The sequence below is a fragment of the Streptomyces sp. DG2A-72 genome (assembly GCF_030499575.1).
GTDB lineage: Bacteria > Actinomycetota > Actinomycetes > Streptomycetales > Streptomycetaceae > Streptomyces.
This window is the reverse complement of record NZ_JASTLC010000001.1, coordinates 312827-335461: the sequence shown is the minus strand read 5'-3', so window position 1 is coordinate 335461 and position 22635 is coordinate 312827. Positions and strand designations below refer to the sequence as shown.

The window sequence follows — 22635 nt, the reverse complement described above, 5'->3', positions numbered from 1 at the left end:
CGACGGCACAGCTGGTCGTGTCCCGGGCCCGCCGCTGAGGCGGCTTCAAGGGTCTGCTGCTGGGCTCGGTCGGCCAAGCCCGTCCTGCATCACGCGAACTGCCTCGTCGTGATGATCCGCTCCGGAAAGGAATGAAGCAATGACGACGCTGGACGGGCAACCCGTGAGCGAGGTCGCGCGCGCAGACACCGCGACGCAGGCCCCCACCGGTGAGCCGGACGCCTATCGGCAGGCTCCCGCCCAGGTGGCGGACCGGCTCGGCGTCGACCCGGGGGTGGGGCTGAGCACAGGGCAGGTCTCCGAGCGCGCGGCGGTCTACGGCGCCAATCGGCTGTCCGAACCGGCCCGGCGCCCGGAGTGGCTGAAGTTCCTGGACCAGTTCCGCAACTGGCTCATCGGCATCCTGCTCATCGCCGCCGTGGTGGCCGGAGCCATCGGTGACATCAGGGACGCCGTGGTGATCACCTTCGTTCTGCTGGTCAACGCCGTGCTCGGATATTGGCAGGAGCGGCGTGCCGAGCACAGTCTGGAGGCGCTGCGCCGGATGCTGGTGCCCACGGCGAGGGTTCGCCGCAACGGCACGGAGCAGGTGGTGGAGGCACAGCTGCTTGTACCCGGAGACGTGGTCCTGCTGGAGGCCGGTGACCGGATACCGGCTGACGGCCGGCTGATCGTCGCGGAGAAGGTCGAGGTGGCCGAGGCCGCCCTGACCGGTGAATCCCAGCCGGTTACCAAAAGCGTGACGGCCGTCGATCACACCTCGACAGCCCCGGTGGCACTCGCCGAGCGCACCAGCATGCTGTTCATGAACACCGCACTGACCCGGGGCCGTGCCGAAATGATCGTCACGGCCACCGGAATGCGCACCGAACTCGGCGCCATTGCCGAGGCGCTGCGCACCGGGACCGAGCCGCCGAGCCCGCTCCAGGTCCAACTGGACAGCCTCGGCCGGCGGCTGGCACTGCTGAGTGGAGTCGCTGTCGTCGCCTATGCCCTGAGCGCATTGGTCCGCGGCGAATCGCTCTCGGACGTCGCGCTGCAGGCCGTGGCCCTGGCCGTCGCCGCGATCCCCGAAGGGCTGCCCGCCGTGCTGGCCCTGACGCTGGCACTCGGCGTGCACCGCATGGCCCGTCGCGGTGCCATCGTCAAACGACTGGCCGCGGTGGAGTCGCTCGGTGCGGCCACGGTCGTGTGCAGCGACAAGACCGGCACGCTCACCCTCAACGAGATGACCGTGCGGACTTTGTGGACCGCGGGCAGGCTCTACGACGTCACGGGGGAGGGGTACGGGACTGCAGGCGCCGTCCGCGTCCATGGTGCGGACGACACGTCTCCCACCGACGACCTCCGTGACGCGGTGCTTCCCTTTGCCCTGTGCAACGACGCACACGTGACCGACGGCGTCTTCATCGGTGACCCGACGGAAGCCGCACTGGTCGTCCTGGCGGCCAAGGCCGGTGTGGACGCCGACTGGGTGCGTACGGAGCTGCCCCGCACGGGCGAGCTGCCTTTCGACGCGGCCACCAAGTACATGGCCACCTTCCACACCGAACCCGACGGCCGTACCCGCGTCCATGTCAAGGGCGCGGTCGACGTCCTGATGGGCATGTGCACCGATGTCCTCACCGAGGACGGTGCGTGCGCCCTCGACGAAGGGCACAGGGACGAGATCCTCGCCGTGACGGGGCAATTCGGCAGCACCGGACTACGGGTACTGGGCGCGGCCACCGCCCTGATGGACGGCACGCCGAGCAAGTTCGCTCCGGCCGCGCTGCCCGGCCTGACCCTGGTGTCGGTCGCCGGGATCGCCGATCCGCCCCGCCCGCAGGCACGGGAAGCGATGGCGCTGTGCCGCATGGCTGGAGTGGCCGTCAAGATGATCACCGGTGATCACGCCGACACGGCGGCGGCCATCGCCCGCGAGCTGGACATCGAGGGTGACGTCGTGACGGGCACTGAACTGGACCGGATGACGGAGGAACAACTCGCCGAGCGCATGGACGACATCGGTGTGTTCGCCCGGGTCGCCCCGGAGCACAAGGTCCTGATCGTGCGGACGCTGACGAACCGGGGACACATCGTCGCCATGACCGGTGACGGCGTCAACGACGCCGCAGCGCTCAAGGCCGCCCACATCGGCGTGGCCATGGGCATCACCGGCACGGATGTGGCCAAGGAAGCCGCCGACGTGGTCCTCACCGACGACGACTTCTCCACGATCGTGCGGGCCGTCCGCGAAGGACGGGCCATCTACGCCAACATCGTCAAGTTCGTCCGCTTCCAGCTGGCCACCAACATCGGCGCGATTCTGACCCTGTTCAGTGCCTCCCTCGCCGGTCTGCCCTCCCCGCTCACGGCAGCCCAACTGCTGTGGGTCAACATCATCATGGACGGTCCGCCCGCGATGGCCCTGGCCGTCGACCCCGCCCGTGACGATGTGATGCGCCACCCGCCGCGCGATCCGCGTGAGCGGATCCTGGACGCCCGACGGCTCTTCGCCATCGGCCGGGCCGGTGCGGTCATGGCCATGGGTACCGTGACGCTCTTCGCCGTGGCCCGCTCGTACGTCGATCCGGACACCGCCCTGACCATGGCGTTCACCACGTTCGTGCTGTTCCAGCTGTTCAACGCCCTGAGCGCCCGCGCGGACGACGGCCCGCTGCTGGACCGACAGCAGTTCCGCAACCGCGCGCTGTGGCTGTGCCTGGCCGGCGTCCTCGCCGTACAGGTCGTTGTCGTCCACCTGCCCTGGGCACACACGGTCTTCGGGACCGTGCCGCTGACCGTGACCCAATGGGCCCTGTGCCTGGGCACCGCGTCCACCGTGCTCCTCGCCGAATTCGTCCTGCGCGCCGTACGGCCGGTACTACGCAAGGCGGGCGTGCGGTTCTGACCGTACGCCAAGGTCGGCACCCGCTCCGCAGCACCTCATGGCCCACTGGACGCTCCAGCGCTTCGAGTGCTGGGGGTTGGTGCAGCTGGTCGGCGATCTCTCGCACGCCGTGCCGGCGTAGTGCTCGGCGGGCAGGGAGGCGAGCCGCGTCATCAGCGGGGAAGGCATGGAACGGGCGTGACCCGCCCCCGGTTCCGGTGCCGACGTCCGTGACAGGAACTGGCCGATGTGCCCACCAGCGTGCTCCGCGCCCCTGTTCTGACCCGCGGCCCGCGCACCCCTGCCATCAAGGAGCTCTGCGATGCCGGGCAGCACCCCAGCTCACGGCGGCGATCGGCGGGACGGGCGATCGGCGGGGGCGGCGGAGGCGTTGGTAGCGTCGGCGTGTGCCGTGCCGGCCGGTGCGGTGTGCCGCTCGACCGAGAGAGACCTGATGTCCCCGACGATTCGCAGGGCCGTGATCCCGGCCGCCGGACTCGGTTCCCGTCTGCTGCCCCTGACGAAGGCGACACCGAAGGAGATGCTCCCGGTCGGCGACAAGCCGGTCATCGAGCACACCGTCCGCGAGTTGGTGGACTCCGGTATCACCGACATCACCATCGTCGTCTCAGGCGGCAAGAGCCTCATCCAGGACCACTTCCGCCCCAACCCCGCGCTCGTCGAACAACTCCGCGCCGACGGCAAGACGGCTTACGCGGACGCGGTGGAGGAGGTCGCGGAGCTGGCCCGCCGGGGCCACATCACCTACCTGGACCAGTACGGCCCGTACGGCAACGGCACCCCGGTGCTGAACGCCGCCCGTGCCTTCGGAGATGAGCCGGTGCTGGTGCTGTGGCCCGACGACGTCTTCGTGGCCGAGGTCCCCCGCGCCCAGCAGCTGATCCGCGCGTACGAGCAGACCGGCTGCCCGGTGCTGGCGCTCCTGCCGATGGACCCCACCGAATCCCAGCGCTACGGCGTGCCCATCGTCAAGGAAGACCTCGGCGACGGCCAACTGCGCATCACCGGACTGGTCGAGAAGCCCGAGCCGGCCGCCGCCCCGTCGTCGTACGCGGCGATCGGCGGCTATGTCGTCACCCCCGGCATCATCGACGAACTGCGCGAGCAGACCCGTCGCTGGTACGAGCACAGGACCGGCGAGGTCTACCTGACCGACGCCATCAACGCCTACGCCGCCACCCGCGCGGTGTACGGGCAGGTCATCAAGGGCCGCTGGTACGACACCGGCAACCCGGCCGACTACCTGGTCGCCCAGATGGCGTTCGGCCTCGCCCACCCGGAGTACGGGCCCGTACTGCGCGGCCTGGTCGCGGGACTCGACGTCGACAGCGCTGCCGCCGTCCAAGCGGAAGCCACCGCCTGACCTGCCGCTTTTGGTTCCGGGCCGCTCACAGCGGGCGGCCCGGAACGGGTGCCCCGTATGGGGCGACGTCGTTCCACGCACGCTTGTCCCTGCGCGGCTCTCACGTCGACTGGCTGTCCGTCGCCGTGGTCGCACCGTGGCGGGCCCGGATGATCGAGATCACGGTGTCGGTGGTGTGGTCGAGGTAGCTGCGGCCATCGGGCAGCCGGCCCTCCGGGCTGATGTAGCTGCGCGGCCCGAGGTGAGTGGCCGGGTCGAGCCGATGCACGGTGATCTTCCCGGCGCGGGCGGCGCGGTTCCATCCGCTGCGGCGGAACAGGCGCCAACGCTGAGGGAAGATCCAGGTGCCGACCCGCTCGATCCGGTCGCTCGCGCTGGTGAGTCGATGCACGTGCTCGGCGTGGGTGAGGTCGTTGGCGCCGTTGTGGAAGCCGCCGAGTGTGATCAGCAGGAGCGGGGAGCGCAGCTGGGTGTGCAGTTCGTCGACTGCGCCGGTGGCGACCTGCGCGCCGCCGCTGTAGCTGAGCAGCACCACGGGGATGCCGCTGTCGGGCTGGTAGCCGGCGAGCCGGAGCTGAGTGGCGATCTGGGAGCCGACGGCCCGGTTGTACAGGGGCCGGTACCGGTGGTCGGCGGCGACGAAGATCTGCATGACGTTGTGCAGGAACAGCAGCAGCCCGATGCGACGGCGCAGCCACGCCCACACCGGCCGGTCGGCGAGCGGGTCGGCCAGCGGCGAGTACGGCTGCACCTGACCCAGCACCCGCAGTTCCGGCGCTCCGGCGAGCACGGCCTTGACCAGCTGGCCGCCGTCACGCGTGTCACGAACACGGCGTTTCCCGATACCGTCGAGGTAGACCAGGTAAGCGGCCGGGGGACTGTCGGGGGCCGCGCCTCGCGCGTAGGGCACGCCGTCCGGGAGTTCAGTGATCGGCGCCCGCCAGCCGGCGCTGTAGGCGAGCACCTCGTAGCGGGCCAGCAGGGCTTCGGCGAGCAGCACCGGCCCCAGTGCGCAGACCCAGAGCACGAAGTCGTTCATGCGATCACCTCTGGTCCCCGGGTCGCACTGATCCTCACGACCAGGCGCCGTACGGCTTCCACAGCGACCCCGAGAGCGGCCCCGGCGACCGCCACGCAGCCGGCGGCGCCCCACCAGCCGAGCCCGGTCGCCGCCGCGAGCGGGCCGGCCAGACCGGCGCCGACCCCCACGAAGAGCAGCAGGTGGAGCAGGGGCCCGAGCAAGGGGAACGCAAGCACGGCAGCGAGCACCAGCGGGGCCACCAGGCCCGGCGTCCACCGCAACTCGCCGCCCGGCGCCGGCGAGGACAGCACCACTTCGGCCAGGGTCCACGCGGTCAATGGCCACAGCGTGAACACGGCAGCCTCGACGAGGCCCGCGGCCACCAGCAACCCGGCCACGAAGGTCCGCGACATGCCGGGCCGGCGCGACGCCAGGGGCAGGATGCGCCCGGCGGCCTCCGACAGCCCGGCGAACAGCAGCAGGACGACGACTGATGACATCACTCAGCCTCGCCTGACGGGTCGACGGGAACCGACTCACGGACCGAGCCGGTCGCTCGCAGGTACCGTTCGAGTTCGTCGGCGGCCCGTGTATACCCGCCCGCCTCGTGCTGGGCCACCTGCAGAGTGCTCGCGGCTGCCCCGAACCCGGGGTCGTGCAGCAGACGCCGGGCGAGGACACGCACGGAGGCCTTGGCGACGTCCTGGGTACGGATCGACAGGCCTGCGCCGAGTTCGACGACGCGACGGGCCACCATCGGCTGGTCGGCGCCCTGCGGCACCACCAGCATCGGAACCCCGGCGTACATGGCCTCGTTGACGCTGTTCATCCCGCCATGGGTGATGAACAGCGCCGCGCGGGCCAGCACCTCCGGCTGCGGCACGAAGCGGTGGGCGAGCACGTTGGCCGGCAACGGTCCCAGCGCGTCGGGATCGGTCTGCCCGGTGGAGACGATCACAGTGCCGCCGAGCGGTGCCAGCGCGGTCGCGAAGGTGCGCAGCAGTTGCGGGTCGGCATTGAACACGGTGCCCAGCGAGGCGTACAGCACCGGGTCCTGGAGCCGTTCGGCAGGGAACGAGGGATCGGCCGGGCGGGCGCCAATGCTCGGGCCGACGAACCGGTAGGACTCGTCGAAGTCCTCGACGGCAGGCTGGAACGCCCGCGAGGTGTAGACCAGATTGAGCGGCTGACGGATGTTCCCCAGGTCGAGCAGCGGCAACCCGTGAGCGTCGTGGCGGCGGTGCAGCGCCCAGCGGGACCGTACGTACCCCTGGAGGCTGCGGGGCCGAGCCACAGCCGCGGCCAGCATGTCCCACGAGCCGCCGGTGGGGCTGGGCACCTGCCGATTGAAGGCGAACGTGGTGAACGACGACGCCGCCGGCACCCCGAGTTCGCGGGCGGCGACCGCGCCCCACGGACAGGCGCTGTCGTGGACGATCAAGTCGGGCCGGACCCTGCGCAGATCGGAGAGGACAGCGGGCAGCAAGCGGACGGCGGTGCCCGCAAGCCCCTCCAGCAGCGTGAGCGGCGTCGGTGGATCGGGGAGCGGCTGGTCGCCCCCGGGATAGAGGCACACCGTGGCTCCGGCGGCCTCGATCTCTTCACGGAACGCGGGTGAGGTGTGGTACGTGACGGAGTGGCCGCGCCGGACAAGCTCGGCCACGATGGGCAGCGTCGGGTTGACGCGCCCGTGCATGGCGATGTTGAGGAAAGCGATGGTGCTCACAGGCCGACCCCCTAGGTGGAAGAAGTGGATGCTTCGCCCGGACCGGCGGACGGCACCGAAGGGTCGTCGACGCGGTACAGGCCCGGACCGTCGATGCGCAGTCCGTCGAGAAAGCGCCCCGCGGTGAGGGACGCGGTGCTGATCAGGCGCTGGGAGTGGCCGAAATCCCACGGGGCGGGCCAGGACTCGATGCCGGTCGGCAGTACGACAGTGGGAATGCGCTGGGACACCTCGTGCAGGTCACGCTCGATCTGATGGTGCAAGAGCAGCAGCCCGGCCCTGGCGGCGATCGCACTGGCGCGTCGGCGCGGATGGGTGGTGGGCAACGGCGAGCTCTCCGGCCCGGTCGCCACCACCACGACGCTGGCTGCCCCGGCCTTGTGGGCTGCCAGCACCGGGACATAGGCGATCACCCCGCCGTCGACGAGTGTCCGGCCGTCACGATCCACCGGGGGCAGCATCCCGGGAATGGCTGCACTGGCCAGCAGTGCGGACTTGAGGTCTCCGTGGTCGAGCAGCGCCGGAGCGCCGGTGACCAGGTCCATGGCCACCGCGGTGAACGGGACCGTCAACTGCTCGATCCGTGCCAGCAGTTCGGCCCGAGCGATCAGTCGACGCAGGCCGCGATCGGTGAAGACGCTGGCCCGTGATGACAGATAGCCGAGCGGATACACCTCACGGCGACGCAACTGGGTCCACACGTGGTCCAGCCACGGCGCGGCCCGGTCGGGATGGGCGGCCGCGATGGCACCGTTGAGGGCACCGACCGAGGTTCCGATGATCATGTCCGGTACGAATCCGCGCTGCTCCAGCGCGTATCCCACACCGACATGCGCCGCCCCGAGCACACCACCGGCGCCCACGACCACGGCCACGGGACGGGGAAGGGCGTGCAAGCCCGCCGACGAGCCGCCTCCGCCGGAGACGAAGCGTGCCGATGCGCCTGATCCTTGGCGCCAGGTAGCCCTCATGATGCACCTTTCTCACCACGGCACCGAACGGATTGCTTTCCCAACCAGGACCAGGCGGCCACACAGTGTGTGACACCGTCGGCAGGCGAACGGGGAACCGATGGATGCCAGGTGCCGGTCAGCCGAACTGGCCGGGCTGGTAGTCACCTGCGGGCTGCTGGTTGATGACGTTGATGCGGTTGTACGCGTTGATGACGGCGATGAGGGACAGCAGGGCGACGAGCTGATCCTCGTCGAAGTACTTCGCCGCGTTGCTCCAGGCCTCGTCGGTGACACCGCCGGCGGCGTCGGCGATGCGGGTGCCCTGCTCCGCCAGTTCCAGCGCGGCGCGCTCGGCGTCGGTGAAGACCTTGGCCTCACGCCAGGCCGCGACCAGGTGGAGGCGCTGCGCGGTCTCTCCCGCCGCTATGGCGTCCTTGGTGTGCATGTCGGTGCAGAAACCACAGCCGTTGATCTGACTGGCGCGGATCTTCACCAGCTCCTGCGTCGCGAGGGGCAGTGTGGAGTCCGAAACCACCTTGCCGGCCGAGTTGATGTGCTTGAGCACCTTGCCCGCGAGGGGGTGGCCGAAGTAGTTGAGACGCGATTCCATGCTGATCTCCTTGCCGAGTGGCGGATACACACCATTGACCGAAGAAGCGGGCGGCCTGTGACAGGGAGCGGGCTGTGGTGTGGCACTCAGAGGTACCTGGGGCGGTGACCCAGTCCTTACGCGCCCTGTGGATGATCGATGCTGTGCTGCTCGAGTCCCTGTCCGTCGCCGCGCTGGTCGTGGTGCTGGTGTGCGCCGTTGTCCGCCCCTTTCGCTGGCCGGAGGCGGCCTTCGCGGTACCCGCAGCCGGCATCGTGGTCGCGGCCGGCGGGATCCCGATCGCGGAAGTGCGGGAGGAGGCGGCCCGGCTCGGGCCGGTGATCGGCTTTCTCGCCGCCGTACTGGTGCTCGCCAGGCTCTGTGACGACGAGGGCCTCTTCCGCGCCTGCGGGACATGGATGGCCCGCTGGTCCCGCCGCCGACCGCACAGGCTGCTGGGCGCGGTCTTCGCTCTCGCCTCGCTGATCACTGCCGTGCTCAGCCTGGACGCCACCGTGGTCCTGCTGACCCCGGTCGTGTTCGCCACCGCCGCACGGATGGGGGCCCGGCCGCGCCCTCACGTCTATGCCGGCGCGCATCTGTCGAACACGGCCTCCCTGCTGTTGCCGGTGTCGAACCTGACGAACCTGCTCGCATTCACGGCGACGGGGCTGACCTTCACGCGTTTCGCGTTGCTGATGACCTTGCCATGGCTGGCGGCCATCGCCGTCGAGTACGCCGTCTTCCGTCGCTTCTTCGCCGCCGAACTCAACGCACCGAGCGATCCGACGGGGGCGGATGAGCCTACGGAGCTGCCACTGTTCGCGCTGGTGACGGTCGCCGCCACCCTCGCCGGCTTCATCGTGGCTTCCGCACTCGGCATCGACCCGGCCTGGGCCGCGGCGGCCGGCGCGGCCGTGATGGCCGTACGCGCCCTGGCTCGCCGGCACACGACTCCGGCCGCGATCGTTCGCTCCGCCGACGTGCCGTTCCTCGCCTTCGTCCTTGCCCTCGGTGTGGTCGTACGGGCCGTCGTCGACAACGGCCTCGGCCAGGCCCTCGGGAATGTCCTGCCCGACGGCACCACGCTGCCCGCCCTGCTGGGCATCGCCGCGCTCGCCGCACTCCTGGCGAACCTGATCAGCAACCTGCCCGCCGTCCTCGCCCTTGTGCCCCTGGCCGCACCGTCCGGGCCCGGCGCGATCCTGGCCGTCCTGCTGGGCGTCAACATCGGCCCGAACCTCACCTACGCCGGATCCCTGGCCACGCTGCTGTGGCGGCGTATCGCCCACCACCATGATCACGACGTCAGGCTCAAGGAGTTCACCCTCCTCGGCCTGCTCACCGTCCCCCTGGCCCTGCTGGCCTCCACCCTCGCCTTGTGGGCCTCGCTGAAGATCATGGGGGAGTGAGGGCTCCTCGCTTGCCCTGCGGACCGGTCAGCGCAGGTCGAGTCGCATCAGCACCCGGGGATGACCGGCCAGTACCGAGGTGGTGTCGGCGGCGTGGGTGAACCCGGCGCGTTCGAAGTTCTTCCGGATTCCGGCGTACGCCATCGTCATGTCGACCCTCGCGTCGCCGTTGTCGAGGGGGTACGCCTCGATCGCCGGTGCGCCGTGAGCGCGGGCGAACTCCACCGCGCCCGCGATGAGGGCGTGCGAGACGCCCTTCTTCCGGTGACCGGGGCGCACGCGGATGCACCACAGCGACCAGACGGGCAGGTCGTCGACGTGCGGGATCTTGCGGCTGCGTGCGAAGGACGTGTCCGATCGGGGCGCGACGGCGGCCCAGCCGACGGGCTCGTCACCGTCGTAGGCGATCACTCCCGGAGCGGGCTTCCCGCGGCACAGGTCGGCGACGTACTCACCGCGAGCCGGTCCGCGCAGCTCGTTGTTGAGCTTGGACGGGATCCGGTAGCTCAGGCACCAGCAGACGTTGGCGCCCGGTGACTTGGGACCGAGCAGCGTACGGACATCCTCGAAGACCGAAGCCGGGCGCACCTCGATGGTCATGGCCCCACGATGTCACGGCCCTCAGCGCGACGCACGGCCGCTGTCACCGCGGTCGGCGCAGCCCGGCGATGAGGAGTCCGACCAGTCGGCGTGCGTCGTAGCGGGGATTGTTGCCCGCGCCCGCGCACAGCCCTCCGACTCCGCGCATGAGCTCGTACGCGTCCTGGCCGGGGCGGATCTCGTCGGCGTCGGCGGCGGCCTCGAGGAGCTGAGTGCAGACGGGCACGAGGCGGTCGAGGAAGTAGGAGTGCAGGGGGTCGAAGCAGGGGTCGTCGGACTGCAGTACGGCCGCGAGCCCGTGTTTGGTGACCAGGAAATCGACGAAGAGGTTGATCCATTGCCCGAGCGCGGCATGGGGAGTTGCGCTGCTCGCCAGCAGGGCCGGCCCGGCCTCGGCGAGGGCGTCGACCTGGTGGCGGTAGACGGCGATGATGAGATCCGCTCGTGTCGGGAAGTGGCGGTAGATCGTGGCCGTCCCGACACCGGCCTTGGCCGCGATGTCGCGGATCGGCGCTTCCACGCCCGCCGTGACGAAGACCGCGGCGGCCGCGTCGAGCAGGGTCTCCTTGTTGCGCCGTGCGTCTGCCCGCTTGGGCCGCGCTACACGTCCCGCGTCCCGATCGTCTTCGTTCACCGCACCCTTCCCTTCGCTGCCGTCCTTACTAAACGGTACAGTGTCCCGTATTTTCAAACGGGACGCTGTACCGTTTCTTCATGATGTCAGACCAGGGCGTCAACCGCGCAACAGCTGAAAGGAAGACCGCTCCATGGCCGAATCAGCCAGGGCAACCATGGACCCAGCCACAAGCGTGCCCACTCCCATCGTCTCCGTGAAGCCGATATCGCTGCCGGCGCCGGGCCGTGGTCACGACCTCCACGTGCGCGTGTCCGCCCCGACCGCCGGACAAGAACTGCCCATCATTGTCTTCTCGCACGGCTTCGGCTCATCGCTGGACGGCTACGGACCGCTGGCCGACTTCTGGGCCGCTCACGGATTCGCCGTCATTCAACCCACCCATCTCGACTCCAGGACCCTGGCCCTTCCCCTGAACGATCCCCGCACACCACGGATCTGGCGTTACCGAGTCGAGGACATGAAGCGCATCCTCGACCACCTTGATCTCCTGGAAGCTGCCGTGCCGGGCCTCAGTGGCCGCCTGGATCGAAGCCGTATCGCCGCAGCCGGACATTCCTTCGGCGGCCAGACCGCGGGCAATCTGCTGGGCCTGCGAGTCCTTGATGAGCAGAACAAGAAGGGAGAGGACCTTTCGGACTCGCGCATCAAAGCGGGCGTGCTGCTCGCCACGGCCGGACAGGGCGGCGCCGACCTGTCACCGTTCGCTGCCGAGCGCTACCCGTTCATGAACCCGAGCTTCGCGGACATGACCACGCCGACCCTCGTGATCGCGGGGGATCAGGACAACTCGCCGCTCACCGTTCGGGGGCCGGACTGGTGCGCCAACCCCTACTTCTTGAGTCCCGGCAGCAAGAGCCTGCTCACCGTGTTCGGGGCGGAACACTCGCTGGGCGGAATCCCCGGCTACGAAGCCAGGGAAACAACGGACGAGAACCCCGAACGAGTCGCCCTGATCCAACGGCTCACCTGGGCCTACCTTCGCAGCGCCCTCGACCCGCAGGATCCCAGCTGGTCGGCAGCCCGCACGGCATTGACGAAGAGCGGCAATCCACTGGGCCGCATCGAAACCAAGTGAAAGTGCACGCGCTCAGTCGACGAGTCCATGGACATCGCCTGCCGAACTCCGTTCCTCTGATGGCACAGCGGGCCGGCCACGGCTGGAACTCCCGCTGCCCCATGACTCGTTGGGCTCGCGATCGGAGAGCGACGGATGCCGAGTGGACTCATCGCGCTGGCACTCGGCGGCTTCGGCATCGGTCTGACCGAATTCCTGATCGCCGGGCTGCTGCCGCAGGTGGCGTCGAGTTTCGGGGTGTCCGAAGCGGCGGCGGGCCGGCTGATCTCCGGGTATGCGCTGAGTGTCGCGGTCGGCGCGATCGCGCTGACCGCGGCGACGGCGCGGCTGCCCCGCAAGGGGATCCTGGTCGGCCTGGTGGGGTTGTTCGTCGTCGGCAACCTGTTGTCGGCGGTTGCGCCGAACTACCCGGTGATGCTGCTCGGCCGGATCGTCGCCGCGCTCTGCCACGGTTCGTTCTTCGGTATCGGCTCGCTGGTCGCTCGCAGCCTGGTCGCGCCGGAGAAGAAGTCCCGTGCGGTGGCGGTCATGTTCGCCGGGCTGACCGTCGCGAACGTGCTCGGCGTGCCGTTCGGCGCGCTGGTCGGTGAGCGCTGGGGCTGGCGAGCGGCCTTCTGGGCGGTCACCGGAATCGGCGTGCTCGCGCTGGCGGGCATCGGCGCCCTCGTCCCCGCCGCGGCGGGAGAAACACGACCTCCGACTGCGGCGGGCAGCTCCGACCCGATGCCGCCCATCGGCTTGCGGGCCCAGTTCCGCGCGTTCCGGTCCTGGCAGGTCTGGCTGACCCTGACAGCCACCGCGCTCAGCTACGGCGGGATGTTCGGCGCGTTCAGTTACATCGCCTACACCTTCACCGAGGTCGGCGGATTCTCCTCCGCGGATGTCGCCTGGCTGCTGATGGTGTACGGCGTCGGCCTGGTCGTCGGAAACCTGATCGGCGGACGAGCGGCCGACCGCCACCGTGATCGTGCCCTGGTCCTCTCCCTGCTCGGACTGACCATCACCCTGGCCGCGTTCGGCCTGCTGGCGGGCAGCGCCACCGCTTCGGTGATCCTGGTCTTTCTGATGGGGCTGTTCGGATTCGCCGGCGTCCCCGGCATGATCACCCGCGTCACCGACTACGCCCACGGGGCGGCACTCGCCGCCAGCGCCAACGTGTCCGCGTCCAACCTCGGCAACGCCCTCGGCGCCTGGCTCGGAGGCCTGGCCATCACCGCGGGCCTCGGCTACACCGCACCGCTCTACGTCGGCGCCGGCATCGTCCTGGCGTCCGTCCTCGTCATGGCCGTAGCCGCACATCACGCGAGGTCGCCCACGCGGCAGACCGAGTACTCCCTTGAATCCTCCCCTCCCTGAAGGGGGGATTTCTGACTCAGGCCGCCTCTTGGAGCAGCGCCCCAGGTGGCCTTATGCCCTCAGCGCCAGCCGGGTTGAGACCAGCCCCGGATGAGCATCACGCGTGCGGAGTTCTTGTCCCGTGGGCTCACCGTCCTGCATGCGGTCTCCTCCCGCGACACGACGATCCAGCGTCCGACCACGAACGGCAACGGCGCACGGCATCACCAACTCACTGCGGAAGAGCCGATTGCTTCCCGTACCCGGACGACGGGTTGCTGAAGACGATTCCCCCTGCACATGAGCCGCACCGTACGGGCGAAAGGAAGTGGAAGGTGTGGAAGGTGAGGTGCGCCGTTGATCGCCGAGGCGCGCCCCCCGACGCTGAGCGCGCAGTGGCTTTCCAACGGAGAAGTCAAGCCGTTTGGGGCAGGCCCTAAATCCCTTTGAGACGGTTCGCGATCTCTCCTAGGTTGGCTCGCGTGACGATCGAGGTGCCCTACCAGCCAATTCCGGTTGACCAGTCGGACGTTCGCTACGCTCACGGCCCCGACTCGGCTCTACAGCCGGACGTGCCCGCTGGGGAAACGATCGAGTTCGACTGGAACGACAGCGCGATGTACCCCGGCACGTCCCGGAAGTTCTGGGTCCACGTGCCAGCGAGCTACAACCCCGCCAACCCAGCGTCGCTCATGGTGTTCCAGGACGGATGGTGGTACCTGGACCCCGCAGGTGAGGTCCGCGGGGCGATCGTCCTGGACAACCTCATGCACCGGGGTGACATCCCGGTCACCATCGGCGTGTTCGTCGACCCGGGTGTCTTCCCCGACGCCGAGGATCCGAAGAACCGCAACACCGAGTACGACGCATTCGACGACCGGTACGTCAGTTTCCTCCTGAACGAGATCGTCCCCGAGGTCAACAAGCACTACTCGATCGCCGAGGACCCCGATCAGTGGGGCATCTGCGGTGGCAGCAGCGGCGGCAACTGCGCCTTCACCGCGGCGTGGCTGCGCCCGGACAAGTTCCGCCGCGTCATCGGGTACCTGTCCAGCTTCGCGCAGATGCCGGACGGCAACCCGTACCCCGAAGTCATTCCCCGCGTTCCCCGCAAGCCGCTGCGGATCTTCCTGCAGGCGGGCCATCGTGACCTGCGCTGGAACGAGCCCGAGGCGAACTGGCTCGCCGACAACTTGCGTGTCGCGGCAGCACTCGCAGAAGCCGGCTACGACTTCCGTCTCGTCCTGGGTGATGGCGGCCACAGCCCCAACCACGGTGGTGTCCTGCTCCCAGATGCTCTGCGCTGGTTGTGGCGGCCTGATGATCACCCGAACCAGCCGGTGGGCTTGGGCGGAGCGACTTCGTAGAAGCGGCCGTCCCGGATCAGGGCCCACAGGACGTCGACTCTGCGGCGGGCAAGGGCGATCACCGCATGGGTGTGGCGTTTGCCCGCGGCGCGGCGCGGCGCGGCGAGGCCGGGCCGGGGCGCCCTGCCAGCATCGTTGCCGGTTGGTTCCCGGACCGCCTCCCCAACCCGGCGTGCCCGTCTTCGAGCGCCGGGCTCTCCACAAGTCCCCCCGGACTTCCTTGAGTTCCTCATCCTGTGGCTGGCCAGGGCGAGGGGATCACCGCTCCCCGGCAGCGGTAGCGCGTGGTGCGTACCTTCTCCGGGCCGAACAGTGTGATCTCCTCGGCGGCCGGCCATCCTCGCCTGACGTGGTAGCGACGGCTGAGTTCCTTCCAGTGTGTCCGGCGGCGCTTGCGCCTGATCCACTTCCAGACCTGGTGCCACACAATGTTGTGCAGGTACTGGAACGTGGCGCTGGACACGCCGGGCCGGAAGTAGGCGCACCATCCCCGCAGCATCAGATTGAGCTGACGCAGCAGGTTCGGCAGCGGCTGGTTGACGTCCATCCGGCACGCGATCTTGACCTTGCGGTGAGGCTGGATGCGCCGGCCGAGAAAGTCGAGGCCCTCATCGATGTGGGTGATCGTCGTCTTCTCCATCGACAGGCGCATGCCCATCGGTGCGAGGACCGCTGCCACCTCCTCGCGCAGCACTTCGCAGTGATCACGAGTCCCGGCCACGAGTACGAGGAAGTCATCCGCGTAGCGGACCAACCGGAGGTTGGGTTCGCCACGGCGGCCTCGTCCCAGGCATCGCACCCTGGTGGTGTTCAACCCGCCCGGCCCGTTGGCGAGATACGGAGCACAGTGGCAACGGAGCTGGTCTCCCGGTCCGGCAGGAGGTCGACGGGCCGGGAGGTCTCCACAACGACGAGGACGGTGCCGTAGGTCCGTCCCTTGCGGAACGCGAACTCGTCGATGCCGAGTATGCGCGGTGCCCGGGCTGGCACGGGCGGGGCGACCAGGCGTCCTAGGGGCCTGTCTGGAGTCGTGATCAATGCGGTCTGTTTCGGACCCGAGGGTCACGCCGAGCTGGTAGAAAACCTCCGGTGACGCGACGTGAACTGAGCGATGATGAGTGGGGCCTGATAGAGCCGTTCCTGCCGATCGGACGGTACGGCCCTTTCCCGCAGCACCTGCGCGCACAGTTCGAGGGCGTCATCTGGCGGTTTCGCACTGGCGGCCAATGGCGAGAGATGCCCGAGGAATTCGGGGCCTGGCAGACGGTCTATGACCGCTTTACCCAGTGGCGCGACGTCGGCATGTTCGCCGCGATGATGGAGGGGATGATCGCCGACGCTGCGCGTCGCGGCCAGGCGGACATGTCTTTGGTCAGCGTGGACTCCACGGTGGCCCGGGCCCATCACGACGCGGCCGGGATGATGGTGGAAATCGGAGGTCCTGGCGGCGCTGGAAGAGGCCGCGGCGCAGGAAAAGGGGCCACGGAAACCGGGCAAATCACCCCGTCGACTCGCCGGCCGGGGAGTCCGCGCGGGCCGAGCGCCGGCGGCTGCGTCGGCGCCGCCGGGCTCGGCTCAAGGCGGCGGTGCTGGGTCGCTCGCGCGGTGGGCTGACCAGCAAGGTCCACCTCGCGGCAGACCGCGGTGCCGCCCGCTGGTGCGTTCGTGCTCACGCCCGGGCAGGCCGCCGACAGCCCGCGGTTCGTCGCGGTGTTGGAGAAGGTCAAGGTACGCGGGCCGGTGGGCCGCCCGCGCACCCGCCCGGACGCGGTAGCTGCCGATAAGGCGTACTCCTCGCGGGCGAACCGCGCCTACCTGCGCAGACGCGGGATCAAGGCGGTCATCCCGGAGAAGGCTGATCAGGCCGCGAACCGCAAGAAGCGCGGCAGGGACGGCGGTCGACCGGCGGCCCATGACGCTGAGCAGTACAAGGAGCGCAACACGGTGGAACGCTGCATCAACAAGATCCGGGCATGGCGGGGCCTGGCCACGCGTTACGACAAGACGCCCGCGAGCTACATCGCGGGGCTCCAACTACGCGGATCCATCATCTGGATACGCAGCCTCAACCCGGGGCCGCGGTCGCGGCGCCCGGCTGGCAAGCCGGACGCCGCAACCGCGCACGTCAGGCCAGCGAGGTGACGGCTCTGCCGAAGTGCCGGGCGAAGAACCGGACCGCGCTGTCGGCCTCGAACCGGGGCAGCTCCTTGTGCTTGCCCGAGTTCACGTGCAACGACTTCTCCTTTGAGGCGAAGGCGTCGAACAGCGCGAGACCTTCCTCGCGTGAGATGTGCTCGTCGTCCCACTGCAGGTCGAACTCGATCGGGATGGCGATCTGCTTCGCCTTCTCGGCCAGGACATCGGGCCAGTGCTGACCGAAGACCGCGGCGGTGATCCTGGGTTCGATCGCCACGAACGGTATGCCGATCGCGGTGCCCATGTTGATGCCCCAGAAGCCGACCGGCCCGTGGGTGCCGATCTCCGGGAGTTCCTGGAGGGCATCCAGGGTCGCCTGGTACTCGGGCACGGCGAGCTCCGCCAGGTGCGCGTTGTAGCGCACGACGATCGGGCCTTCCGGCTCGCCCGCCGCCCTCGCCCGGAACAGCTCGGCGATTTCCGCCTCGTCGTGCGTCGTGCGCGGCCGGTCGCCGTGACCGGGCGCGTCGATGACGGCGACGTGGAAGCCACAGCCGGTCACGAGCCGCTGGGCGCGGCCGGACATCGCCGGGTGCTTCTTGTGGTTGCCGCCGCCGTGGGCCATCAGGATCAGGGGCGCGCGATCGGCCGCATTGGAGGCCGGCGACCAGAGGACCCCGGGGATGCCGCCCACGGTGAAGTCGCGTTCGAGCATGCCGTTCGACGACGACTCGGCGGTGAACTGCAGGGAGTGCATAGGTTGTTGCCTTTCGGGAGTGCCTTGTTGTCGAGGCGCTCCCGGCGACACCTACGTCAATCGCCGGCCGTGACGGCAAGGGGGAGCACCCACATGGATACAGCGTTCATGGGTCTCACCTCCTCGGGTGGTGTCACGGTCGACTGGAAGCTATCAGAACGATCACCATCCCTCCAACCTTTTCCCCCGCCATGTGATCACACCTCCAGACAGGCCCCAGTCGCGCTCGTGGGCGCACCGGCGGTTTGCTAGGGGGAGCCGTGCAGCATTGTGACCCGCTGCGACGCTCGGTATGGGCTGACCTGCGGAGTCGAGGATCAAGACCAGGGAGCGACGCGAGGGCGGGCCATCTTCGCTCTGCCTGTTGCACCGGAGTGGCTATGTCACACAGGAGGGTGAGACGGCATGACGACCAGCGAACGAACCGCCTTCGGCTCCACCGCGGCAGAGAGCATCCTGCGCAGAGCTTGCGGGTTGGTCGGGCTGGACCCCGACGGAGTCGAAATGCTGCGACTCGGTGACCATGCGGTGTTCCGCATCGACGGCGGGCGGGTGGTCTCTCGCGTCGGCCGCCACGCGGACCGTCTGCCGTCCGTGCGTCGAGAGGTCGCTGTCGCGCAACGGCTCGTGGCTGAGGGCTGCCCAGCAGCACGACTCGTCACGGAGGCCGAGCAACCTGTCGTCGTCGAGGACCACCCCGTGACCTTCTGGGAGGGGCTGGCCGACGGCGAGAAGTACGCCAGTGCACGTGAGGTGGGCGAACTCCTCCGGCGGCTTCACGGACTGGAGCCGCCGCACTTCTCCCTGCCCGCCCTCCGTACCTTCGACAAGGTCGAGCAGCGCTGCTGTGATCCGTGCCGAGACTCAGGCGTATCCAGTCGGTCCAGCTGCGGAGTTGGCGGCTCAGTACGAGCATCTGGAGTTCGTCCTTCCGCCGGGGCATCTACACGATGATTTCAACGTCGGCAATGTCCTGCACGACGCCGAGGGGCACCCGGAGGTCATCGAGCTGGACGGCTTCGCGACTGGCTCCGCGAGTGGGATCTCATGCAGACGGCCATTTACTACGACAGCTTCGGCTGTCACACGGAAGCCGAGTACGTCGACTTCGCGGAGGGCTACGGCTTCGACGTCCGGCGATGGTCTGGGTACACCGTGCTCCGGAGCGTCCGCGAACTGCTGATGGTCACCTGGCTCGCGCAGAACGCCGGCACGACCCCGCGCGCAGCCGAAGAAGTGGAGAAGCGTGTCGAGACGCTGCGGTCAGGTGGATCCCGGCGGGATTGGGCACCCTTCTAGGGGCCGGGAGTACCGCAGGACGGCACCTGCGTCGCCACGGGAGGGATCTGGGTGGCCATGAACTCCGCGTCTTGCATGCCGAAGTAGGCCCGGTCTGTTTCGTTGTTCCCGTCCTGCACCTTCATCAGGTCGCTCTCGCTGCGCAACCAGGAAACGCCGCTCGAGTCCGTGAAGGACGTCAGTGGGTTCCGATACCGCAGCTCCTCACGCGACAACCTGTGCTTCTTGAGTACGCCGCTCCAGTGCCCTGTGTAGTCGGGGACGTCCATATCGACGACCAACTCGGAGCAGGGTCCGATGGACCCAAAGAGAACTCCTCCGCTACCCAAGACAAGCCGGCCGGGTTCCCCGTCGGTGACGTCGCGGACTGCGTCCCCTTGCTCATCGACGACGTCCTCAGCCGTGTTGCCTTGCACGCTGAAGACCACCAGCACCTCGAAAACCGGGTCGGGAGATCGGTTCGCAACGTGGATCCGTGGTGCCCCGTCAGGTCCCTGATCCAACCAAGCCGCCGTGCGAGTGGCCTGACCACGAGCTTGCTCTTCTGCGGCTTCCCTCGATTGGGCGAGCTGGTCTTCAGCGACCCTGGCTTGCACGAGGGTTGCCCATCCGGTGAAGCCAAGTGTCGCGATGCCGACCAAGACGCCTGTGACCGTCGCTATGCGGTTCCAGTCGAGTGAGCGAAGTCGCGAGTGAGGTGCCTGGGGCTGAGGCTCAGCTTCGCGAGCGTGGACCCGCTCCGGGCGAGACCGTTGCCGTGCTAGGCGGAGCCTAGTACCCCGTTTCCCACTGTTCACCGCGTGACGCCAATCGACGGCCGTGCCTCTGGAGACGCGCCGCGCTTCCTTCTGGATCCAGCCCGCACCAAACTGCCCCGGGGCTGCGTCGTAGTGCAGCACGTCGATGCCGCCGTTGCCGTTCTGTGTGAAGTACGGGTCTCCCATCCCGCTCGGCCACTGCGGGTCCGGCCGGCAATGACCCGGCCAACGTCAGCCCGAGCAGGGCCGGGACGAGCCCGGTACAGAGGATCACGCCGGAACCTACGGCACCGCTGGGGCCGCTCGACGCGGGCCGGCTTTATTCGGTTGCCGCTCCCGGTGTCTGCCCCTCACCATGGGCGAGTCACCGGGAGCTGCCCGGTGCTCCACGAGAGGAGGCACGACCGTGATTACGACTGTCCTCGGCCTGCCCGCAGACCGCCTCTCTCTCGCCTCATGGAGCACCTCCAGCGATGTCTCACGACGATCTCTCGCAGCACCCTCAGCACCCGGCATTTCCTGACGACTTCAGCACCGACCCCTACCGCCGCGTCCCGCCGCCGGACGACCTGGGCGACGTCGACGACCGGTTCGTCTTCGACTTCCGTTCCTACGACGACCTCGAGGACGGCCAGCGCTGGTCGACCTGGCTCAGCGTCGAACCCCTCTGCCGAGGCCCCGAGCCGCTCCCGGACTGGGTGGTGACCTCGCAGGGTGCGATCGACACCGATCTCGGCGTCCTCAAGACCGGCAAGGAAGCCGACGTCCACCTCGTCGAGCGCGCCGACCCGCTCGACCCCGCCGCCGGCGTCGTCATGGCGGCCAAGCGGTACCGCTCTCCCGAGCACCGGACCTTCCACCGCTCAGCGTCCTACACCGAGGGCCGCTCGATGAAGCGCTCACGTGACGAACGGGCCCTCAAGCGGAAGAGCACCTTCGGCCGGCAGGTCGCGGCCGGCGAGTGGGCAGTGTCCGAGTGGGGTGCGCTGGTGCGGCTCTGGGACCTCGGGCTGCCGGTTCCCTATCCGGTCCAGATCGACGGCACCGAGATCCTGATGGAGTGGATCACCGTCGTCGACGAGGACGGCGCCGTCGAGACCGCGCCCCGGCTCGCCCAGGCTCGGCCCTCACCCGAGCTGCTGGCGGCGTACTTCGAGCAACTCAGCGATGCGCTCGCGACGATGGTGCAGAACGGCGTCGTGCACGGCGACCTCTCGGCGTACAACATCCTGGCGGCGGGCGAGCGGCTGGTCATCATCGACCTGCCACAGATCGTCGACCTGGTCGGCAACCTCAACGGGATGACCTTCCTTCAGCGCGACTGCGCCAACATCTGCCGCTGGTTCCGCTCGCGGGGCCTCGAGGTCGACGAGCACGCGCTGTTCGCGGAGCTGATGGCGCACGCCTTCTGAACCGGGCGGGCTGGTGCTTTGACCGATTAGGTTCACCGGCTTGGTCAGGCTGCGGCAGCGGAAAGGGCGTCCATCCCAACGGATGTCCTTCTCGCTCACGCCACGTTGCAGGGCCCGCGTCGCGGGGTCACCATTTCGCGCCCCTCCAGTGGCCGCCCGTCGGGGGATAGGCGAGCCCGCCCGGCCGGTGTTTGCGCAGGTCAGCGGGGTGTCCCTCCGAAGGCTCAAGAGGTTTCGGGAATTCGGGCGGGGAGAGAGCAGCAGCCACCGGGATGTGGCGGTGCGTGAGGTGGTGATGCTGATTCGTTTGCCCGAAATATGTCGGGGCCCAGCCCTGCAATCGGCCGGGATGTCGAGTCCGGTCGAGAGGGCTGCACGAAGTGTCGCTGACCGATGAGTCCGAAGAGATCGTCGTCTGTGTGGCGGAGGACTGACGGCGGCCAGTTGGAATTCCCCACGTACGGCCAGTTGCGATTTCACTGTGAGTAGTCGTAACGGGGTACGCTGCGCGGCATCGGCCATGAGGGTCTGAGTGCCGCTCGAAGCAGCGGTCAGCCCCGTGAGCCGACGGGGCTTGTAGAAAACTCCGTCGCCGCAGGTCAGCAGGTGGCCAGGAGATCGCTCCGGAACGCACACTCGCCACTTCGGGAACGCTTAGCTGATCGCTGCAGGTCAGGGCCTGTCCTCAGATCGTGTCGGTGGCTGTTACATCGTCAGGAGCTGGACACAGGGACAGCTGGATCTCACGTCAGTGAATCACCGGATTGTTGTCAGCTTCATTCCTCTTCTACTCAGCGGAGGCGTGGGTATCGGTTCTGACGGACGCTCAAGGCATGAGGAGTGCATTCCGAAAGAATTCTCCTTGCAATGTGCTGGCCGTGATCGACCGCCAAGAACGTGTGCTGCTATGCAGAGTTCACGGCGAGTCTTCTTGGCGGCCGGTCACTTCGAAGGTAATCCGCATCCGCCCGTCACAGTTCTCCGTCATTCACGTCCTGGACCCGCTCTTCTCTCACTGGTTCCTTGCACGCACTCCGGTAGTCGGAAGATTCAACCCACCACCGGAGCGAGGCAGTCTGGACGAATCGATACATATCTTCGTCGTCCGTCACAACAGAGTGAGGTCGATCAGTCTTCGCGCCAGCGCCCGCTCCGTTACGGATGCCGACTATGCCTGGCATCCGTTGTCGGACGTCGAGGACGAAGATTTTGATGTACATCCACGTGAACTCGGTACATTTCTACGTGGGTATCTCGAGGGCTGGATTCCTGACGGCGTCATCACTCTCGTCGAATGACCAC

General features: G+C 68.5%; 20 protein-coding genes and 4 pseudogenes. 11 read left to right on the top strand and 13 right to left on the bottom strand.

Annotated features, from left to right (window positions below; all coding sequences use genetic code 11):
- Positions 1-139: 139 nt before the first annotated feature.
- Positions 140-2893 (top strand): cation-transporting P-type ATPase, encoded by a 2754-nt coding sequence (locus QQY66_RS01805; RefSeq protein WP_301977245.1) that lies wholly within the window; start codon positions 140-142, stop codon positions 2891-2893.
- A gap of 433 nt (positions 2894-3326) precedes the next feature.
- A complete protein-coding gene (locus QQY66_RS01800; RefSeq protein WP_301977244.1) occupies positions 3327-4256 on the top strand; it encodes a UTP--glucose-1-phosphate uridylyltransferase in 930 nt (309 codons plus the stop codon).
- 100 nt (positions 4257-4356) lie between these two features.
- Here QQY66_RS01800 and QQY66_RS01795 read toward each other — a convergent pair whose 3' ends face one another.
- The 5 genes from QQY66_RS01795 to QQY66_RS01775 form a co-directional block, all read right to left on the bottom strand.
- Positions 4357-5295: a hypothetical protein gene (locus QQY66_RS01795; RefSeq protein ID WP_301977243.1), complete on the bottom strand. Its 939-nt coding sequence runs from the start codon at positions 5293-5295 to the stop codon at positions 4357-4359.
- Positions 5292-5777 carry a hypothetical protein gene (locus QQY66_RS01790; RefSeq protein ID WP_301977242.1) on the bottom strand — a complete coding sequence of 162 codons (486 nt, stop codon included), beginning with the start codon at positions 5775-5777 and terminating at the stop codon, positions 5292-5294. Before QQY66_RS01790 ends, QQY66_RS01795 begins: the two co-directional genes overlap by 4 nt.
- Positions 5777-7003 carry a macrolide family glycosyltransferase gene (locus QQY66_RS01785; RefSeq protein WP_301977241.1) on the bottom strand — a complete coding sequence of 409 codons (1227 nt, stop codon included), beginning with the start codon at positions 7001-7003 and terminating at the stop codon, positions 5777-5779. The genes QQY66_RS01790 and QQY66_RS01785 overlap by 1 nt, the downstream gene beginning before the upstream one ends.
- An 11-nt stretch (positions 7004-7014) precedes the next feature.
- Positions 7015-7974 (bottom strand): patatin-like phospholipase family protein, encoded by a 960-nt coding sequence (locus QQY66_RS01780; RefSeq protein ID WP_301977240.1) that lies wholly within the window; start codon positions 7972-7974, stop codon positions 7015-7017.
- A 118-nt stretch (positions 7975-8092) separates the two neighbouring features.
- Positions 8093-8566, bottom strand: coding sequence for a carboxymuconolactone decarboxylase family protein (locus tag QQY66_RS01775; protein WP_301977239.1), 474 nt, complete (start codon positions 8564-8566; stop codon positions 8093-8095).
- 131 nt (positions 8567-8697) lie between these two features.
- Between QQY66_RS01775 and QQY66_RS01770 the strand changes: the two genes are divergently transcribed.
- Entirely contained in the window at positions 8698-9957 is a 1260-nt protein-coding gene (locus QQY66_RS01770; RefSeq protein ID WP_301987109.1) for an SLC13 family permease, read from the top strand.
- Positions 9958-9984: 27 nt separating this feature from the next.
- Here QQY66_RS01770 and QQY66_RS01765 read toward each other — a convergent pair whose 3' ends face one another.
- Positions 9985-10557 carry a GNAT family N-acetyltransferase gene (locus QQY66_RS01765; protein ID WP_301977238.1) on the bottom strand — a complete coding sequence of 191 codons (573 nt, stop codon included), beginning with the start codon at positions 10555-10557 and terminating at the stop codon, positions 9985-9987.
- Positions 10558-10600: 43 nt separating this feature from the next.
- Entirely contained in the window at positions 10601-11191 is a 591-nt protein-coding gene (locus QQY66_RS01760; RefSeq protein WP_301977237.1) for a TetR/AcrR family transcriptional regulator, read from the bottom strand.
- Between the two features lie 157 nt (positions 11192-11348).
- Here QQY66_RS01760 and QQY66_RS01755 point away from each other — a divergent pair, with 157 nt between their 5' ends.
- Together QQY66_RS01755 and QQY66_RS01750 are read left to right on the top strand one after the other, a co-directional pair.
- Entirely contained in the window at positions 11349-12269 is a 921-nt protein-coding gene (locus tag QQY66_RS01755) for a chlorophyllase (protein WP_301987108.1), read from the top strand.
- Positions 12270-12404: 135 nt separating this feature from the next.
- The gene (locus tag QQY66_RS01750; protein ID WP_301977236.1) at positions 12405-13625 is read left to right on the top strand and encodes an MFS transporter; all 1221 of its coding nucleotides are present in this window, start codon (positions 12405-12407) and stop codon (positions 13623-13625) included.
- Positions 13626-13641: 16 nt separating this feature from the next.
- Here QQY66_RS01750 and QQY66_RS01745 read toward each other — a convergent pair.
- Positions 13642-13771 (bottom strand): annotated as a pseudogene (locus QQY66_RS01745) (RNA-guided endonuclease TnpB family protein); the annotation flags it as partial.
- A 405-nt stretch (positions 13772-14176) separates the two neighbouring features.
- On the opposite strand from QQY66_RS01745, the gene QQY66_RS01740 reads away from it, so the two are divergent.
- Positions 14177-14971 carry an esterase family protein gene (locus tag QQY66_RS01740; protein WP_301977235.1) on the top strand — a complete coding sequence of 265 codons (795 nt, stop codon included), beginning with the start codon at positions 14177-14179 and terminating at the stop codon, positions 14969-14971.
- Here the strand turns inward: QQY66_RS01740 and QQY66_RS01735 are convergent.
- From QQY66_RS01735 to QQY66_RS01725, 3 genes and pseudogenes are all read right to left on the bottom strand, one after another.
- Positions 14929-15066 (bottom strand): annotated as a pseudogene (locus QQY66_RS01735) (IS110 family transposase); the annotation flags it as partial. The gene QQY66_RS01740 and the pseudogene QQY66_RS01735 sit on opposite strands and share 43 nt — an antisense overlap.
- Positions 15067-15200: 134 nt before the next feature.
- Complete coding sequence (locus tag QQY66_RS01730) at positions 15201-15770, bottom strand: group II intron maturase-specific domain-containing protein (protein WP_301987106.1); 570 nt, start codon at positions 15768-15770, stop codon at positions 15201-15203.
- Between the two features lie 68 nt (positions 15771-15838).
- Positions 15839-15964, bottom strand: a pseudogene (locus tag QQY66_RS01725) (hypothetical protein); the annotation flags it as partial.
- A 96-nt stretch (positions 15965-16060) separates the two neighbouring features.
- On the opposite strand from QQY66_RS01725, the pseudogene QQY66_RS01720 reads away from it, so the two are divergent.
- A pseudogene (locus tag QQY66_RS01720) lies at positions 16061-17029 on the top strand (IS5 family transposase); the annotation flags it as partial.
- 67 nt (positions 17030-17096) lie between these two features.
- Here the strand turns inward: QQY66_RS01720 and QQY66_RS01715 are convergent.
- Positions 17097-17864, bottom strand: a complete 768-nt coding sequence (locus QQY66_RS01715; protein WP_301977234.1) for an alpha/beta hydrolase — start codon at positions 17862-17864, stop codon at positions 17097-17099.
- Positions 17865-18269: 405 nt separating this feature from the next.
- On the opposite strand from QQY66_RS01715, the gene QQY66_RS01710 reads away from it, so the two are divergent.
- Both QQY66_RS01710 and QQY66_RS01705 read left to right on the top strand, forming a co-directional pair.
- Positions 18270-18818, top strand: a complete 549-nt coding sequence (locus QQY66_RS01710) for a phosphotransferase (protein ID WP_301977233.1) — start codon at positions 18270-18272, stop codon at positions 18816-18818.
- A gap of 93 nt (positions 18819-18911) precedes the next feature.
- Positions 18912-19163, top strand: coding sequence for a hypothetical protein (locus QQY66_RS01705; protein ID WP_301977232.1), 252 nt, complete (start codon positions 18912-18914; stop codon positions 19161-19163).
- Here the strand turns inward: QQY66_RS01705 and QQY66_RS01700 are convergent.
- Positions 19160-19597, bottom strand: a complete 438-nt coding sequence (locus QQY66_RS01700; RefSeq protein ID WP_301977231.1) for a hypothetical protein — start codon at positions 19595-19597, stop codon at positions 19160-19162. The two genes, QQY66_RS01705 and QQY66_RS01700, sit on opposite strands and share 4 nt — an antisense overlap.
- A 797-nt stretch (positions 19598-20394) precedes the next feature.
- On the opposite strand from QQY66_RS01700, the gene QQY66_RS01695 reads away from it, so the two are divergent.
- Positions 20395-21333, top strand: a complete 939-nt coding sequence (locus tag QQY66_RS01695) for a serine protein kinase RIO (RefSeq protein WP_301977230.1) — start codon at positions 20395-20397, stop codon at positions 21331-21333.
- 869 nt (positions 21334-22202) lie between these two features.
- Complete coding sequence (locus tag QQY66_RS01690) at positions 22203-22631, top strand: hypothetical protein (protein WP_301977229.1); 429 nt, start codon at positions 22203-22205, stop codon at positions 22629-22631.
- Positions 22632-22635: the final 4 nt, after the last annotated feature.